Source organism: Streptomyces dangxiongensis (assembly GCF_003675325.1).
Classification (GTDB): domain Bacteria; phylum Actinomycetota; class Actinomycetes; order Streptomycetales; family Streptomycetaceae; genus Streptomyces; species Streptomyces dangxiongensis.
On record NZ_CP033073.1, the window covers coordinates 6,377,130 to 6,393,353 of the forward strand.

The following is a 16,224-nucleotide window of genomic DNA, read 5'->3' on the forward strand; positions in this document are numbered from 1 at the left end:
CGGCCCTCACAGGAACGTTTGCCCCTCGCCCCGGTAGGTCGGCACGGTCGCCGTCACCGCGTCCCCCTCGATCAGGTGCAGCGCGTCGAACCGCTCGCACAGCTCACCCGCCTTGGCGTGCCGGAACCACACCTTGTCGCCGACGAGCAGGTCGTCGGCGGGGGAGCCGAGCAGCGGGGTCTGCACCTCGCCGGGACCCTCCTGCGGGTCGTACGCCAGCCCCTCCGGCAGATACGGCACCGGCAGCCGGTCACGGCCGGCGGCACCGGAGGCCGGATAGCCGCCGCCCAGCACGGTGACGACACCCACACCGGGCCGCCGTACGACCGGCTGGGCGAAGAGAGCGGCCGGACGGCCCCTGAACGAGGTGTAGTTGTCGAACAGGCGCGGTACGTACAGCCCCGAGCCGGCCGCTATCTCCGTCACCGCGTCCTCGGCGGCGGTGTGCTGCACACTGCCGGTGCCGCCGCCGTTGACGAACTCCAGGTCGGGGACGACGGCCCGCACCGCCCGCACGACCGCGGCCCGCCGCTCGGCCAGCTCCCGCCGGGCAGCGGCCTGCATCAGCCGGATCGCCCGCGAGCGCAGCGGCCGTCCGGCCACCGCGTCCCCGACCCCGGCGACATGCCCCTCGTACGCCATGATCCCCACCAGCCGGAACCCCGGTCGCCGGGCCACCGAGCGTGCCAGCTCGGCGAGTTGGGCGGGGGAGCGCAGCGGCGAGCGGCGGGCGCCCACCCGTACCCGGCCGCCGAGCAACATCAGCGAGGTGTCCAACTCCAGACACACGCGCACCACTTCACGCCCGCCGTCGCGGGCGGCGTCGATGAGGTCGAGCTGCGCCGGGTCGTCGACCATCACCGTGACGGCAGCGGCGGGCTTGGGATCGGCGGCCAGCTCCGCGAACCCGGCCCGGTCGGCCGACGGATAGGCCAGCAGGACGTCCTCGAACCCCGACCGCGCCAGCCACAGCGACTCCGCCAGGGTGAACGACATGATGCCCCCGAACCCGTCCCGGGCCAGGACCCGTTCCAGCAGGGCCCGGCAGCGGACCGACTTGCTGGCGACCCGGACGGGCTTGCCTCCCGCACGGCGGACCAGGTCGGCGGCGTTGGCGTCGAACGCGTCGAGGTCCACGATCGCGAGGGGGGCGTCGAGATGGGCGGTGGCCCGGTCGTAACGGGCCCGGTCAGCGGCGCGCGCAGTCATGGCCGAAGCCTGCCAGACAGGATTACCGCAGGGTAGGGGGACGTTCCGGGCAGATGCCGCGGGCCCGCGCACCGGTTCCGTCCCGGCTCCCGGCAACCCGTAGAGTGACGCGCACGTACGGCGCGACGCGCCCGGCACACCGATCTGAACCGGGATGCCGGTCCGGCCGTACGGGTATGCGTGCCCGGCAGGAGCTTCCGTACCGGGCGCGGCCGAGCAGCACGACGGCCCGCGTACGAGAAACGGCCCGGGCACGAGGAAACGGGGAGTGCATGAGCACGGAAGCGCGGCACGCTCCCGTCCCGCGACGTCCGTCGACCCCGCCCGGACAGCCCGCCGGCACCGGGCCGCGCCCGCCGGGTACGCCCCCGGGCCTCCCGCCCCAGCACCCGCCGGCCCGCCCCGCCCCCACCCGCCCGACCGCCGCTCCGCGCGCCGGCGACGCCTACGACCCCGACGACGAACCCTCGGTCTTCACCCCCCGGCCACGGGCCGGCCGGGCCGTACCCGAGGTCCCCGACCCCGTGAGCCCGCCACCGCCCCCCGCCTCGGCCCGCTTCCCCGACATCTCGCCGAACACCGGACACGACCCCCACCGCGGCAGCCCCACCCCGCCCCGCCCGGCCGGGCGGCCCGGCCGACGGGCAGACGCGGCGAGCGTGGACCCGACGGCCCCGGTGAGCCGCTCCGGTTCCAGGACTTCGGCAGGCCAGGGGGGCCAGGGGGCTTCGGCGGGCCGGCCGACGTGGCCAGGCCCGGCGGCCCCGGTGGGCGAGGCCGCCTCGGCGGGTTCGGCTGCCCCGGAAGGTCCGGCGGCCTGGGCACGCCCTGCGGCCTCGGCGGTCCCGGCAGGTCCGGCAGCATCGCCGGGCCCGACGACGCCGGGAGGCCCCGCGGTGGCGGGCAGGGAGCGCCCCGCGGCGCAGGCGGCTCCGGTTGCCGCGGGGGAGCCCCTGTCGGGGACGGCCTCCGAGGCGACCGCCCGGCCGCGTCCCGGCAGGGAGTCCAGGCCGCGGGGCGGCGCCCCGGCGCAGACCCCGTCGGAAACTACGGCCCGGCTCCGCCCGATCCCTTCGGCGTCCTCGACGGCCTCGGCCTCGTCAGCGTCCTCGCCGTCGTCGCCTCCCTCCGCGCCCCCGCAGCCCCCGGCGCCCCGCCTCCACACCTTCGGAACCCCGGCGCCCCGCCTCCGCACCCCCCGTACCGTCGGCGCCCCCCGCGCCCTCCGTGCCCCCCGCGCCCTCCGTGCCCCCCGCGCCCTCCGCGCCTCCCGTGCCCTCCGCGCCTCCCGTGCCCTCCGCGCCTTCCAGGCCGGCCGCGTTCCCCGCGCCGGAGCGCCCCGCGCCGGAGCGCCCCGCGCCGGGGCGCCCTGCCGCGACGGCGCCCGCAGGGGCCGCGCGGGGCCGTCGTGACGGGGCCGTGTCCGGGGCCGGCGGTGTGGGTGGGGCTTCCGGTCCCGGTGGGTCCTCCGGTGTCCGTGAGACCCCCGGGGTCGGTGCGACCTCCGGTGTCCGCGGTGAGCGTGTTCGGGCCGGGGCCGGTACCGCGGACGGGCCGGTCGAGTCGGTGTCCGGTGGTGGGGCCTGGAGTCCGATGGCGCCCCGTGCGTCCCGTGGGCACCCCGCCCGACCCGGCCCACTCCTGGAGCGCCGCCCCGGCCGCCCGGCCCGTCGTCACGTTCGCGGAGCCCGAGACCTCCGGCGAGCGGACGCCCGGCCGCCGCGGGCCGCGCACCGCCGCAGCAGCAGCCTGCCTCGTGCTCGGTCTCGGTCTCATCGGTGGTGCCGTCACCGGCAGTTGGCTCACCGGGGACGCCGGTGACCACGCCTCCGTCGACGCGTACACGGCCGCCGGGACCCTCTGGCACAGCGTGCCCGTGGACGAGCTGTTCCCGCCCACCGTCCAGGGCACCGGCGCCGGCCCCGGCGGAGCCGACCGCACCTGGACCCGGATCGCCGTCGCCCCGGACAGCGGCTGCGGCCACGCCCTCGACCCGCTGCTGCGCAAGGTCCTCTCCCCCGTCGGCTGCCGACGGCTGCTCCGCGCCACCTACACCGACGCCACCCAGAGCCATGTCACCACCGTCGGCCTGCTGTTCACCGAGGCCGACCCCGCCGCGATGTCCGCGCTCGCCAACCGCTTCCGTACCGAGCGCCTGGACCGGCGCGCCGACCTGATGCCCCGGCCGTACGCCGCCCCGGGCACGGCCGCCGCCGCGTTCGGCGACCGCCAGCGCGCGTCCTGGACCGTCTCCGTCCTCACCGACGCACCCGTCGTCGCCTACGCCGTCTCCGGCTGGGCCGACGGCCGTACCGTCGACGCCCCCCAGCCCGCCGCGGACGCCGTCGGCTCCGGCGCGACCACGGCACCGGCCCAGGCCGGCCTCGGCAACGAGGCCCAGGGCCTGGCCGACCGCATCGAACGGCGCCTGCGCGAGACCGTCGGCACAGCCTCGGAGAAGCCCGCATGACGCACATCCGCACGGCGGCGCTGAGCCTGCTGCTCGCCGGCTCGCTCGCCCTGCTGCCGGCCACCGCCGCCCACGCCGACAGCATCCGCGACCGGCAGTGGGCCCTCTCCGCCCTCCACCTGGACCGGGCGTGGCAGACCACCAAGGGCCGGGGCGTCACCGTCGCCGTCCTGGACACCGGTGTCGAGGCCGGCCACCCGGACCTCGCCGGCAACGTCCTGCCCGCCAAGGACATGATCGGTTTCGGTGCCGGGCCCGGCGACCGCACATGGGCGCGGCACGGCACCGCCATGGCCGGGATCATCGCCGGGCACGGCCACGGCCCCGGCAACGCCGACGGCGTCATGGGCGTCGCCCCCGAGGCGGGGATCCTGCCGGTGCGGGTGATCCTGGAGGACGGCGACTCGGCCCGCGCCAGGGCCCGTACCGAGCGTGGCAGCGCCCTCGCCGAGGGCATCCGCTGGGCCGCCGACCACGGCGCCGACGTCATCAACCTCTCCCTCGGCGACGACTCGAACTCGGCGCATCCGGAGCCCGGCGAGGACGAGGCCGTGCAGTACGCCCTGAAGAAGGGCGTGGTCGTCGTGGCGTCCGCGGGCAACGGCGGCGACAAGGGCGACCACGTCTCCTACCCGGCCGCCTATCCGGGCGTCATCGCCGCCACCGCCGTCGACCGCTACGGCACCCGCGCCTCGTTCTCCACCCGCCGCTGGTACGCGGCGGTCAGCGCGCCCGGTGTCGGCGTCATCATCGCCGACCCCGACCACAAGTACTACGAGGGCTGGGGTACGAGCGCCGCGTCCGCGTTCGTCTCCGGCGTGGCCGCGCTCATCAGGTCGGCCCACCCCGCGCTGGCCCCGGCGCAGATCAAGAGGCTTCTGGAGGACACCGCGCGGAACGCCCCGGTGGGCGGCCGGGACGACTCCCGGGGATTCGGGATGATCGACCCGGCGGCGGCCCTGGAGTCGGCGGCCCGTCTGAAACCGGAGGGCCTGCGCCCGGCGTCGTACGGCGAGCGGTACTTCGGTGCCGGTCCCGACGCTCCCGGGGCGGCCTCCTCGGCCTCCGACTGGGCGGGCCCGCTGGCCGGCGGCGCCGGCGCGGTCCTGCTGATCGCGGGCGTCGTCCTGTGGCGGGGCCGTGGAAAGGGACGTCTCAGCCGGCGGTGAACGCCGACACCGCCGCCTTGGCCGCCTCCTCCACCAGCGCGATGCCCTCCGCCCGGCTCCCGGTGCCGTCCGACAGCACCGCCACCAGGTAGCCGGTACCGTCCACCGTCACCCGGCCGACGCTGTTCACGTCCCACAGTCCCGTCGTGCCGCGCGGCAGCCAGCCGTTCTTCAGCGCCCAGGAGTCGCCCCGGGCGGCGGCCGACACCCCCCACCGCTGGTCCGCCCGGACCGTCCTCATCAGCCCCCGCACATACGTGCGCGAGGCCGCGCTCAGCAGGGAGTCCTCCCCGAACACCTGCCGGAGCAGGACGAGTCGGTCCGCGGCCGTCGTCCGGGTCAGCCCCCACAGGCCGCCGTCACCGCCCGAGGTCGCGCTCAGGCCGAAGCGTGCGTTCGCCGCGTCCAGGCCGGCCGCGCCCCCGATCGTGTGCCACAGCGCCGTCGCGGACGCGTTGTCGCTGTTCCGGATCATCTTCGTGGCGTACGCCCGTTCGGCCGCCGTCAGCCCCCGCCCCCGCGTCCTGCGCCCGGAGCAGCAGCGCGGCCAGGATGTCGACCTTGACGATGCTCGCCGTGTCGAAGGCCGCGTCGCCGTACACGGCGCTGTCACCGGAGCCCGTCTCCAGAACCGCCGCCGACACCCGCGCACCGGACGGCACGCTCACCCGCGCCATCGCCCCGGACAGCAGCGCGTCCCGGTCCACCGCGGGTTCCGTGACGGGTTCCACCGACGCCTCCTCACCCGCCCCGGCCGAGGGGGAGGCCGGGGGCGTCGCCGACGATACGGCCGCGGTCCCGGTGCGCGCAGCGCTCCCGCGTACCGACCGTGCCGCCGGCGATCACCCCGCTCACGGCGACGACGGCGGGCACGGGGGAACTCCATGTCCGCGATGCCCGGGGGCGCGAGCTGTGCGCTTCCTGGGGCCGGGCGTCACCTGGGGGAATGCCGGGATTCCTGTGAGCGGGCGTCACCGGCCCCGCGGCCTACCGGTGGCATGCCCCCGGTAGGGTCGGTGACCGTGGCGAACAAGAACATCCCCGACCCCGGCTTCTCCGACGACGACGGCTCCGCCGACCCCCGGCTGAGCGCCGCCCTCGCCGCCTGGGCCGAGGACCGCAGCGCCCTCGGGCCCGTCCTGGAGGCGCTCAAGAGCGCCCGCCTGCTCGTCCCCGTCGTCGCCGTGCTCGGCGAGGTGCAGGAGGACGAGAACGGGCTGCGCCGCGAGAAGACCAGCGACATGGCCGTACCCACCCTGAAGGCCGGCGACCGCACCCGCGCTGCCCGCCTTCACCTCCACCGACTCCCTGGCCCGCTGGGACCCGGGGGCCCGCCCGGTCGCCGTACCCCTGCGCCAGGCGCTGGAGGCCGCCGCGCACGAGAAGGCCGACACGGTCGTGCTGGACCTCGCAGGTCCGGTGCCGTTCGAGCTGACCGGCCCGGCGCTGCTCGCCCTCGCCGAGGGCCGCACCAGCATCGACCCGCTCGCCGATCCGGCGGTCGTCGAGGCCGTCCGTACGGCGGTGGGGCGGCGGAACCCGCCGTGCTCCGCGCCCACCTCGGGCCCGGCCGGGCCGACGGCACCCTCGCGCTCGTCCTCGACCCGGGCGTTCCGCCGGCCGAGGCCGCCCGGGCGGTCGCCGAGCGCCTGGCGGCCGACGAGACACTGCGGGCCCGCCTGGTGCGCGGCCTCGACCTGGCACTGCTGCCGGCCGGGACCACGCCTCCGGGCGAGCCCCTGTACGTGCGCGGATGAGCGGGACGGACTAGCCGTAGACGGGGCCGGTGTACTTCTCGCCCGGTCCCTGGCCCGGCTCGTCCGGGACGACCGACGCCTCGCGGAACGCCCGCTGGAGCGACTTCAGGCCGTCGCGCAGCGGGGCCGCGTGGAAGGAGCTGATCTCGGTCGTGCTCGCGTCCAGCAGGCCGGCGAGCGCGCTGATCAGCTTGCGGGCCTCGTCCAGGTCCTTGTACGACTCGCCCTCCTCGCTCAGCCCGAGCTTCACGGCGGCGGCGCTCATCAGGTTGACGGCGACCGTCACGATCACCTCGACGGCGGGGACCTCGGCGATGTCCCGGGTCATCGCGTCGAAGTCGGGGGATTCAGGAGGGGTGTCACTCATGCCCCACACGATAGGTGGTCCCGGCGGGCCTCCCTCAATTAGCCCTTGTCAAGTGATGCTGCTAGTCTGATTGACGACCGGCCGGACATGTTTGCCCGGCCCACAAGTGGAGGCTCCGATCTCCCACCCGACCATCCTCAGGGACGGCGGGTCATCCGGTCAGGCGGCCCCCATCGTTCCGTACGGACGATGGAGTCGCCCGAATTTGCGCCCCGCGATATCGCGGCGGTGCTCCGGTAGTGCTTGGAGCCCCGCATGTGATCGTCCGGGGCATTTTTTGTGCCTCGGGGCGGTTAGGTCTTGACGAACACAGACATAACGCGGCTGTCCGCCAGACCGCCGTGTGGTGCTACCGAGGAGGATCCATCAGCGCCGAGCCCCGCATCAACGACCGGATTCGCGTTCCCGAGGTGCGACTTGTAGGTCCCAGTGGCGAGCAAGTCGGCATCGTGCCGCTCGCGAAGGCACTGGAGCTTGCACAGGAGTACGACCTGGACCTGGTCGAGGTCGCGGCGACCGCCCGTCCGCCCGTGTGCAAGCTCATGGACTACGGCAAGTTCAAGTACGAGTCGGCCATGAAGGCCCGTGAGGCGCGCAAGAACCAGGCGCACACGGTCATCAAGGAGATGAAGCTCCGGCCGAAGATCGACCCGCACGACTATGACACCAAGAAGGGTCACGTCGTCCGGTTCCTCAAGCAGGGCGACAAGGTCAAGATCACGATCATGTTCCGTGGCCGTGAGCAGTCGCGCCCCGAGCTGGGCTACCGACTGCTGCAGCGTCTCGCGGAGGACGTCCAGGACCTCGGGTTCATCGAGTCGAACCCGAAGCAGGACGGCCGAAACATGATCATGGTTCTCGGTCCGCACAAGAAGAAGACCGAGGCGATGGCCGAGGCCCGTCAGGCGCAGGAGGCCCGCAAGGCCGACGCGAAGGCGAACCCCGGCAAGTCGCAGAACGTCGCCGAGGCCGGGGAGCACGACGAGGCCGAGGTGCACGACGAGGCCGAGGTGTCCGCCGAGGAACCTGCCGAGGCGTGATCCCGGGGGACGTGCGTCCCCGAGGATGTAACCGACAGAACTGAGCGACGCTCCACCGTGCCCGGTTTCACGACCGGGCACCGGAGCGCCACCGACGAGGAGATAACGGCGCTATGCCGAAGAACAAGTCGCACAGCGGTGCCAGCAAGCGCTTCAAGATCACCGGCTCCGGCAAGGTGCTGCGCGAGCGCGCCGGCAAGCGCCACCTGCTCGAGCACAAGTCGTCCCGTGTCACGCGTCGCCTCACCGGCAACGCCGAGATGGCCCCGGGCGACGCCGCGAAGATCAAGAAGCTTCTCGGCAAGTGACGTCGCGGCGCCGCCTGAGCGCCGTGCGTCTGGACCGGGACCGAATCGTTTCCGGGTCGTGTGAGCACCACCACGACCCCGCTACAAGGAGTTAACAAGTGGCACGCGTCAAGCGGGCAGTCAACGCCCACAAGAAGCGCCGGGCGATCCTCGAGCAGGCCTCCGGCTACCGCGGTCAGCGTTCGCGCCTGTACCGCAAGGCCAAGGAGCAGGTCACCCACTCGCTGGTCTACAACTACAACGACCGCAAGAAGCGCAAGGGCGACTTCCGGCAGCTCTGGATCCAGCGCATCAACGCCGCTGCCCGCGCCAACGGCATGACGTACAACCGCTTCATCCAGGGTCTGAAGGCGGCGAACGTCGAGGTCGACCGCAAGATCCTGGCCGAGCTGGCCGTGCACGACGCAGGCGCCTTCGCGGCGCTGGTCGAGGTCGCGCAGAAGGCGCTGCCGTCGGACGTCAACGCCCCGAAGGCTGCGTGAAGCGCCGGCTACGAGCCGATGTGACCGAGGGACCCGCAGGCTGCACGGCTTGCGGGTCCTGCTGTTTGCCGACGACGCCGCGCGGCCACGGGTGGCCGCGCCGTCCCACGGGCGGACTCGCCGCGGCGCGGGACACACCGCGCCCTCCCCGCAGTGGGGTGCGGCACCGCCTGAATCCGCCGCCGAGGCCGGTCGCCGCCGCGGCGGACACGAGTTTTCGAAGGTAAGAGGATGCCCCCCGTCTCCCCCGAACTCATCTCCCCCCGGTCCGCCCGGGTGAGCGCCGCGCGGCGGCTCGCCAAGCGGAACTTCCGGGGGAAGGACCGGCTGTTCCTCGCGGAGGGCCCGCAGGCCGTGCGGGAGGCCGCCGGGCACCGGTCCGGCGGGCAGGCCACCCTGGTCGAGCTGTTCGCCACCGTCGAGGCCGCGGAGCGGTACGCCGACATCGTGGGGGAGGCGCGGGACGCGGGCGCCCGGCTGCACCTGGCCTCCGAGGAGGTCATCGCCGAGATCTCCACCACCGTCACCCCGCAGGGGCTGGTCGGGGTCTGCCGGTTCCTGGACACCCCCTTCGAGGACATCCTCGCCGCCCGCCCCCGGCTCGTCGCCGTCCTCGCCCACGTGCGGGACCCGGGGAACGCCGGCACGGTGCTGCGCTGCGCGGACGCCGCCGGCGCCGAGGCCGTGATCCTCACCGACGCCTCCGTCGACCTGTACAACCCCAAGGCCGTACGCGCCTCCGTCGGCTCCCACTTCCACCTGCCCGTCGCCGTCGGCGTCCCCGTCGAGCGGGCCGTGGCGGGACTGAAGGACGCGGGCGTGCGCATCCTCGCCGCCGACGGCGCCGGGGACCGCGACCTGGACGAGGAGCTGGACCGGGGCACCATGGGCGGGCCCACCGCGTGGGTGTTCGGCAACGAGGCCTGGGGGCTCCCGCAGGAGACCCGCGCCCTCGCCGACGCCGTCGTGAGCGTCCCCATCCACGGACGCGCCGAGAGCCTGAACCTCGCCACGGCCGCCGCCGTATGTCTCTACGCGTCGGCCCGCGCACAGCGCGCCTCCGGAGGGTGCCGATCCGTCACCCAGAGCTAGTAGGGTGACCAACTCGGGGCCGCTCGCGGTCTGAGAGGTGGGGTTCGGGGATGACTGTGGCCGGCACGAGCACCGCGCCGGAGGGACGGGACGCGCGACAGGCCGCCGTGCCCCGGCACCGCGACGCGGCATTCGGCTTCGATCCCGACCAGTTGCCCGACGGCCTCGTCGTCGCCGACGCGCACGGCCGGGTGGTCTGTTTCAACGCCGCCGCCGCCCGCATCACCGCCGTACGGGCCGCCGACGCCCTCGGCCGGCCGTTGGAGCGGGCGCTGCCGCTGGAGGACCTGGAGGGCCGCCGCTGGTGGCAGCTCACCGACCCCTACGGCGGGCTCGCCATCCGGGTCCGGCAGCCCGAGCGCAACCTGCTGCTGCCCGGCGGCCGGGAGGTGCTGGTCTCCGCCCGCTACGTACGGGAGGAGCCGCTGGGGCCGGTGCGCACCGTGGTCGTCTCCCTGCGGGACACCGAGGCCCGCCGCCGTACCGAGCGCAGCCACGCCGAGCTGATCGCCACCGTCGCCCACGAGCTGCGCTCCCCGCTGACCTCCGTGAAGGGCTTCACCGCCACCCTCCTCGCCAAGTGGGAACGCTTCACCGACGACCAGAAGCGGCTCATGCTGGAGACCGTCGACGCCGACGCCGACCGGGTCACCCGCCTCATCGCCGAGCTGCTCGACATCTCCCGCATCGACTCCGGGCGCCTGGAGCTGCGCCGCCAGCCCGTCGACATCGGGGCCGCCGTCTCCCGGCACATCCAGGCCTACGTCGCCGCCGGCCAGCCCGCCGACCGCTTCCTGCTCCGCATCGAACAGCCGCTGCCCGCGCTGTGGGCGGACCCCGACAAGATCGACCAGGTCCTCAGCAACCTCATCGAAAATGCCGTGCGGCACGGTGAGGGAACCGTCACCATTGACGTCACGCCCTCGGCGTCCCCGCGTGAGGGCGAGGACGGCGAGAACGCAGCCACGTCGGTCACGGTGAGCGACGAGGGGCCCGGCATCCCGGAGGAGTCCATGAACCGCGTCTTCACCCGCTTCTGGCGGGGCAGCAAGCGCGGCGGCACCGGGCTCGGGCTGTACATCGTCAAGGGCATCGTCGAGGCCCACGGCGGCACCATCACGGTCGGCCGCGCCCCCGGCGGCGGCGCCGAGTTCCGCTTTACGCTGCCCGTGGCGGCCCCGGCGTATCTCGCCTAGTGGCCCACGGGCGCATCGGCACACCTCCACCCCGTTAGACTCGGCCTTTGGCACCTTTGTGTCCCGAAAGCCAGGACGCACTGTCCATCAGCCGGTGACGGGGACCATCCGCCAGCCAATCGGAAGTACGGGAAGAGATGTCGGCACCGAATAAGTCGTACGACCCTGTCGAGGTCGAGGCGTTGAAACCGGAAGAGATCGAGCGCATGCGGGACGAGGCGCTCGCCGCCTTCGCCGCCGCGGACTCGCTCGACACGCTCCACGAGGCGAAGGTCGCCCACACCGGCCCGGCCTCCCCGCTGGCCCTCGCCAACCGCGAGATCGGCGCCCTGCCCCCGCACGCCAAGGCCGAGGCCGGCAAGCGCGTCGGCATGGCCCGCGGCGCCGTGAACAAGGCCCTCGCCGCCCGCCAGGTGGAGCTGGAGGCCGAGCGGGACGCCCGCGTCCTGGTCGAGGAGGCGGTGGACGTCACACTCCCGTACGACCGCGTCCCGGCCGGCGCCCGGCACCCGCTGACCACCATGATGGAGCGCGTCGCGGACGTCTTCGTGTCCATGGGATACGAGATCGCCGAGGGCCCCGAGGTCGAGGCGGAGTGGTTCAACTTCGACGCCCTCAACTTCACCCCGGACCACCCGGCCCGGCAGATGCAGGACACCTTCTTCGTCGACGGCCCCCAGGGCGAGAACGGCGACTCCGGTGTCATCCTGCGCACCCACACCTCGCCCGTGCAGGCCCGCGCCCTGCTGGAGCGCGAGCTGCCGGTCTACATCGTCTGCCCCGGCCGGGTGTACCGCACCGACGAGCTGGACGCGACCCACACCCCGGTCTTCCACCAGATCGAGCTGCTGGCCGTGGACGAGGGCCTGACCATGGCCGACCTCAAGGGCACCCTGGACCACATGGTCCAGTCGCTCTTCGGCCCGGACATGAAGACGCGGCTGCGCCCCAACTACTTCCCCTTCACCGAGCCGAGCGCCGAGATGGACATGCTCTGCTACGTGTGCAAGGGCGAGTCCGTCGGCAACCCCGACCGGCCCTGCCGCACCTGCTCCAGCGAGGGCTGGATCGAGCTGGGCGGCTGCGGCATGGTCAACCCGCGGGTCCTCACCGCCTGCGGCGTCGACCCCGAGAGGTACAGCGGCTTCGCCTTCGGGTTCGGCATCGAGCGGATGCTCATGTTCCGCCACAACGTCGAAGACATGCGAGACATGGTCGAGGGTGACGTCCGGTTCACCCGGCCGTTCGGGATGGAGATCTGATGCGGGTCCCGCTTTCTTGGCTGCGGGAGTACGTCGACCTGCCGGCGACGGAGACCGGGCGCGACGTCCAGGAGAAGCTGATCTCGGTCGGCCTCGAGGTCGAGACCGTCGAGCAGCTCGGCACCGACCTCAAGGGGCCGCTCGTCGTCGGCCAGGTGCTCACCATCGAGGAGCTGGAGGGCTTCAAGAAGCCCATCCGCTTCTGCACCGTCGACGTCGGCCGGGCCAACGGCACCGGTGAGCCCCAGGAGATCGTCTGCGGCGCCCGCAACTTCTCCGTCGGCGACAAGGTCGTCGTGGTCCTCCCGGGCGCCGTGCTGCCCGGCGGCTTCGCGATCTCCGCGCGCAAGACGTACGGCAGGACCTCCCACGGCATGATCTGCTCCGCGGACGAGCTGGGCATGGGCGACGACGGGACACACGGCATCATCGTGCTCCCGCCGGAGTACGAGGTGGGCACCGACGCCATCGAGCTGCTCGAACTGGTCGACGAGGTCCTGGACATCGCCGTCACGCCCGACCGCGGCTACTGCCTGTCGCTGCGCGGGGTCGCCCGCGAGACCGCCATCGCCTACGGCCTGCCGCTGCGCGACCCGGCCCTGCTGGACGTGCCCGCGCCGAACGCCTACGGCTACCCGGTCCAGGTCTCCGACCCCTTCGGCTGCGACCGCTTCACCGCCCGCACCGTCTCCGGCCTCGACCCCGAGGCGCGGTCCCCGATCTGGCTCCAGCGCCGGCTGCAGAAGGCCGGGATGCGCCCGATCTCCCTCGCGGTGGACGTCACCAACTACGTGATGCTGGAGCTGGGCCAGCCCCTGCACGCGTACGACCGCGCCCGCGTCCAGGGCCCTGTCGGAGTGCGGCGCGCCGAGGCCGGCGAGCAGCTCACCACGCTCGACGGCGTCACCCGCACCCTCGACGCCCAGGACCTGGTCATCACCGACGAGCGCGGCCCCATCGGCCTCGCCGGCGTCATGGGCGGCGCCCACACCGAGATCGACGACACCGAGGGCAGCACCACCGAGGTCGTCATCGAGGCCGCGCACTTCGACGCGATCTCCATCGCGCGCACCGCGCGCCGGCACAAGCTGTCCTCCGAGGCCTCCCGCCGCTACGAGCGCGGCGTCGACCCGCAGGCCGCCGCGGCGGCCGCCCAGCGGACCGTCGACCTGCTCGTGCTCCTCGCGGGCGGCACGGCCGACGCGGGCGTCACCGAGGTCGTCGCGCCCTCCGCGCCGCGCACCATCACCATCCCGGCCGACCACCCCGACCGGGTGGCGGGCGTGGAGTACGGCCGCGAGACCGTGGTCCGCCGCCTCCAGGAGATCGGCTGCGACGTCTACGGACAGGATGAGCTGATCGTCACCGTGCCGTCCTGGCGTGGCGACCTGACCGACCCGAACGACCTCGCCGAAGAGGTCATCCGCCTGGAGGGCTACGAGAACCTGCCCTCCACGCTGCCCGAGCCCCCCGCGGGCCGCGGCCTGACCGAGCGGCAGCGGCTGCACCGCCGCGTCGGCCGCGCGCTGGCCGGCGCCGGCTACGTCGAGGCGCCGAACTACCCCTTCATCGGCGAGCAGGTCCTCGACCGGCTGGGCCTGGAGCCGGACGACCCCAGGCGCGCGGTCGTCACGCTGGTCAACCCGCTCTCCGACGAGGAGCCGGCGCTCCGTACCACGCTGCTGCCGGGCCTGCTGGCCGCGCTGCGGCGCAACGACGGCCGCGGGTCGCACGACCTGGCGCTGTTCGAGACGGGCCTGGTGTTCCATCCGCGCGCGGAGGCGAAGGCCGCGGTCCGGCTGCCCGTCGACCGGCGTCCCACGGCCGAGGAGATCGCCTCCCTGACCGAGGCGCTCCCCGTCCAGCCCCGGCACGCCGCCGTCGTCCTCGCCGGCGCCCGCGAGCAGGCCGGCTGGTGGGGCAGGGGACGCCCGGCCGACTGGGCCGACGCCGTCGAGGCCGCGCGGATCACCGCCCGGGAGACCGGCACCGAGCTGATCGTCCGCAAGGGCCAGTACGGCCCGTGGCACCCCGGCCGCTGCGCCGAGCTGGCGGTCGCGGCGGACGGCACCGAGCGGGTCGTCGGGTACGCCGGCGAGCTGCACCCGCGGGTCGTGCAGGCCCTGGGTCTGCCGGCGCGTACCTGCGCGATGGAGCTGGACCTGGACGCGCTGGAGGAGGCGAGCGCGGGCCTGGTGAAGGGGCCGCGGATCTCGGCCTTCCCGGTGGCCACGCAGGATGTCGCCCTCGTGGTCGACCAGTTCGTGCCGGCCGCCGAAGTGGAGGCCGCGCTGCGTGAGGGCGCGGGCGAACTCCTCGAGTCGATCCGGCTGTTCGACGTGTACGAGAACGCCGAGCAGCTCGGGGACGGGCGGAAGTCGCTGGCGTACGCGCTGCGGTTCCGGGCGTCCGACCGCACGCTGACCGTGGACGAGGCGTCCGCTGCGCGGGACGCGGCGGTCGCCCTCGCGGGCGAGCGGACCGGAGCGGCGCTGCGCGGCTGAACGCGGCGGACCGACCGGCCGGCCACGGGTTCGCCGTGGCCGGCCGAGCCGTGTGCCGCCCCCCTGCGGGGGCGCGCGGAACCCCCTGTCAGCCGCATAAATGCGGGTCGGCCCGGGTGGTCTCACTCGTTCGGGTGGGAATCGGAGTTGATCGGGTCCCTCCGGCTCATGCCGTCGACAGAATCGGACCGGTCTTTCGGGGCCGGTCCGATTCCTCTGTCAGGGCCCATATGGGGGACCAGAGGCATGATCCGCATCAAGGCACGGGCGCCCACCGCGCGAGGAGCCGTACTGCCCACGCTCTGGGGAGCCGTGGCCGTCGGCTACAGATACGGCTGCCCGCTCGCCCGGCAGGACGGGCTCGGGGCACGCCTCTTCACCAGCGCGGTCTTCCTCGCCGTCGGCACCGCCCTCATCCTCCACGCCCGGCGTGCCCTCCTGCGGGAACTGCGGCTCGCCCGGCGGGCGGCGTGCGCCGCCCAGAGCGTCGTCCTGCGCCCGCTGCCGCCCTGGCTGGACGGGCTCAACGTCGGCGCGGCCCAGCTCTCCGCCGACCGGGGCGCGAGCGTCGGCGGCGACCTGTACGAGGCCATCGCCACCGAGCACGGGGTGCGGGTGGTCATGGGGGACGTACGGGGGCACGGTCTGGCCGCCCTCGGTACCGTCGCCGCCCTCCTCGGCAGCTTCCGCGAGGCCGCCCACGACGAGCCCGAACTGGGCCGGGTGCTGCACCGGCTGGACCGCACCCTCGGCCGTCATCTGCGCGAACGCGCCCGCGCCGCACACCCCGCGTGCGGCGTCCTCGCCCCCGACGGCCCGGTCGCCGAGGAGTTCGTGACCGTCCTGCTCCTGGAGATCGACAGGGACGGCACGCTCCGCGCCCTCAACTGCGGCCACCCCTGGCCGTACGTGCTGCGGGGCACGGGGGTCCAGCCGCTCACCCGCACCGATCCGCTGCCGCCGCTGGGCCCGTTCCCGCCGCCCGCGGAGCCGGCGCCCCTGCCCTGCGGCCGGCTGCTGCCGGGCGAGTCGCTGGTGCTGTTCACGGACGGCGCGGAGGACGCCCGGGACGGCCGGGGACGGTTCTTCTCCCTGCCGGACGTGCTCAGCGAGGTCGTGCGCGACCATCCCGCCTCCCCGCAGACGGTTCTGCGCACGGTGTTCGGCGCACTGCTGCACCACACCGGCGGAAGGCCCGCGGACGACGTCGCGGTCCTGGTCCTGCGCAACGACCGGAAGGACAGACGGCCGTCGGGGGCGCGGGGTACCGCGTGCCCGGCCGACGACGCGCCACTGGCGTCCGGCGCCGCCCGGCAGGGCCGCCGCTGTTCACACCCCGTGTGAAGGCGGACCCACTACGCTGTCGGC

General features: G+C 74.3%; 15 protein-coding genes and 1 pseudogene. 11 read left to right on the top strand and 5 right to left on the bottom strand.

Translation table 11 applies throughout. The features are described 5' to 3' along the window. Positions 1-6 precede the first annotated feature (6 nt). A complete protein-coding gene (locus D9753_RS28830; RefSeq protein WP_121789669.1) occupies positions 7-1,209 on the bottom strand; it encodes an amino acid deaminase/aldolase in 1,203 nt (400 codons plus the stop codon). A gap of 1,756 nt (positions 1,210-2,965) precedes the next feature. Here D9753_RS28830 and D9753_RS28840 point away from each other — a divergent pair. Continuing rightward, positions 2,966-3,679: a hypothetical protein gene (locus tag D9753_RS28840; protein WP_121791340.1), complete on the top strand. Its 714-nt coding sequence runs from the start codon at positions 2,966-2,968 to the stop codon at positions 3,677-3,679. After that, positions 3,676-4,848, top strand: a complete 1,173-nt coding sequence (gene mycP, locus D9753_RS28845) for a type VII secretion-associated serine protease mycosin (RefSeq protein ID WP_121789670.1) — start codon at positions 3,676-3,678, stop codon at positions 4,846-4,848. The genes D9753_RS28840 and mycP overlap by 4 nt, the downstream gene beginning before the upstream one ends. Here the strand turns inward: mycP and D9753_RS39445 are convergent. Genes D9753_RS39445 through D9753_RS39455 form a run of 3 tightly spaced genes read right to left on the bottom strand, consistent with a single transcriptional unit; the run spans position 4,835 to position 5,721 of the window. Continuing rightward, on the bottom strand, positions 4,835-5,323 hold the full coding sequence (locus D9753_RS39445; RefSeq protein ID WP_394346763.1) for a serine hydrolase: 489 nt from the start codon (positions 5,321-5,323) through the stop codon (positions 4,835-4,837). The two genes, mycP and D9753_RS39445, sit on opposite strands and share 14 nt — an antisense overlap. Continuing rightward, positions 5,208-5,579 carry a serine hydrolase gene (locus tag D9753_RS39450; RefSeq protein WP_394346764.1) on the bottom strand — a complete coding sequence of 124 codons (372 nt, stop codon included), beginning with the start codon at positions 5,577-5,579 and terminating at the stop codon, positions 5,208-5,210. The genes D9753_RS39445 and D9753_RS39450 overlap by 116 nt, the downstream gene beginning before the upstream one ends. Positions 5,580-5,589: 10 nt before the next feature. After that, positions 5,590-5,721: a hypothetical protein gene (locus D9753_RS39455; protein ID WP_276209448.1), complete on the bottom strand. Its 132-nt coding sequence runs from the start codon at positions 5,719-5,721 to the stop codon at positions 5,590-5,592. Between the two features lie 149 nt (positions 5,722-5,870). Between D9753_RS39455 and D9753_RS28855 the strand changes: the two are divergent. After that, positions 5,871-6,605, top strand: a pseudogene (locus D9753_RS28855) (SseB family protein). A 10-nt stretch (positions 6,606-6,615) separates the two neighbouring features. Here the strand turns inward: D9753_RS28855 and D9753_RS28860 are convergent. Then, positions 6,616-6,972, bottom strand: coding sequence for a DUF1844 domain-containing protein (locus tag D9753_RS28860; protein WP_121789671.1), 357 nt, complete (start codon positions 6,970-6,972; stop codon positions 6,616-6,618). 341 nt (positions 6,973-7,313) lie between these two features. Between D9753_RS28860 and infC the strand changes: the two genes are divergently transcribed. From infC to D9753_RS28905, 8 genes are all read left to right on the top strand, one after another. Then, positions 7,314-8,012 carry a translation initiation factor IF-3 gene (infC, locus tag D9753_RS28870; RefSeq protein WP_163010816.1) on the top strand — a complete coding sequence of 233 codons (699 nt, stop codon included), beginning with the start codon at positions 7,314-7,316 and terminating at the stop codon, positions 8,010-8,012. Between the two features lie 113 nt (positions 8,013-8,125). After that, positions 8,126-8,320 (top strand): 50S ribosomal protein L35, encoded by a 195-nt coding sequence (rpmI, locus tag D9753_RS28875; RefSeq protein ID WP_003977225.1) that lies wholly within the window; start codon positions 8,126-8,128, stop codon positions 8,318-8,320. A gap of 98 nt (positions 8,321-8,418) precedes the next feature. Beyond that, positions 8,419-8,802: a 50S ribosomal protein L20 gene (rplT, locus tag D9753_RS28880; RefSeq protein WP_121789672.1), complete on the top strand. Its 384-nt coding sequence runs from the start codon at positions 8,419-8,421 to the stop codon at positions 8,800-8,802. A 231-nt stretch (positions 8,803-9,033) separates the two neighbouring features. Further along, positions 9,034-9,894, top strand: a complete 861-nt coding sequence (locus D9753_RS28885; RefSeq protein WP_121789673.1) for a TrmH family RNA methyltransferase — start codon at positions 9,034-9,036, stop codon at positions 9,892-9,894. 50 nt (positions 9,895-9,944) lie between these two features. Next, positions 9,945-11,090, top strand: a complete 1,146-nt coding sequence (locus tag D9753_RS28890; RefSeq protein ID WP_121789674.1) for a sensor histidine kinase — start codon at positions 9,945-9,947, stop codon at positions 11,088-11,090. Positions 11,091-11,227: 137 nt separating this feature from the next. Continuing rightward, complete coding sequence (gene pheS, locus D9753_RS28895) at positions 11,228-12,352, top strand: phenylalanine--tRNA ligase subunit alpha (protein WP_121789675.1); 1,125 nt, start codon at positions 11,228-11,230, stop codon at positions 12,350-12,352. Next, positions 12,352-14,856 carry a phenylalanine--tRNA ligase subunit beta gene (pheT, locus tag D9753_RS28900; protein WP_121789676.1) on the top strand — a complete coding sequence of 835 codons (2,505 nt, stop codon included), beginning with the start codon at positions 12,352-12,354 and terminating at the stop codon, positions 14,854-14,856. Before pheS ends, pheT begins: the two co-directional genes overlap by 1 nt. Positions 14,857-15,102: 246 nt before the next feature. After that, positions 15,103-16,200: a PP2C family protein-serine/threonine phosphatase gene (locus tag D9753_RS28905; RefSeq protein WP_121789677.1), complete on the top strand. Its 1,098-nt coding sequence runs from the start codon at positions 15,103-15,105 to the stop codon at positions 16,198-16,200. Positions 16,201-16,224 lie beyond the last annotated feature (24 nt).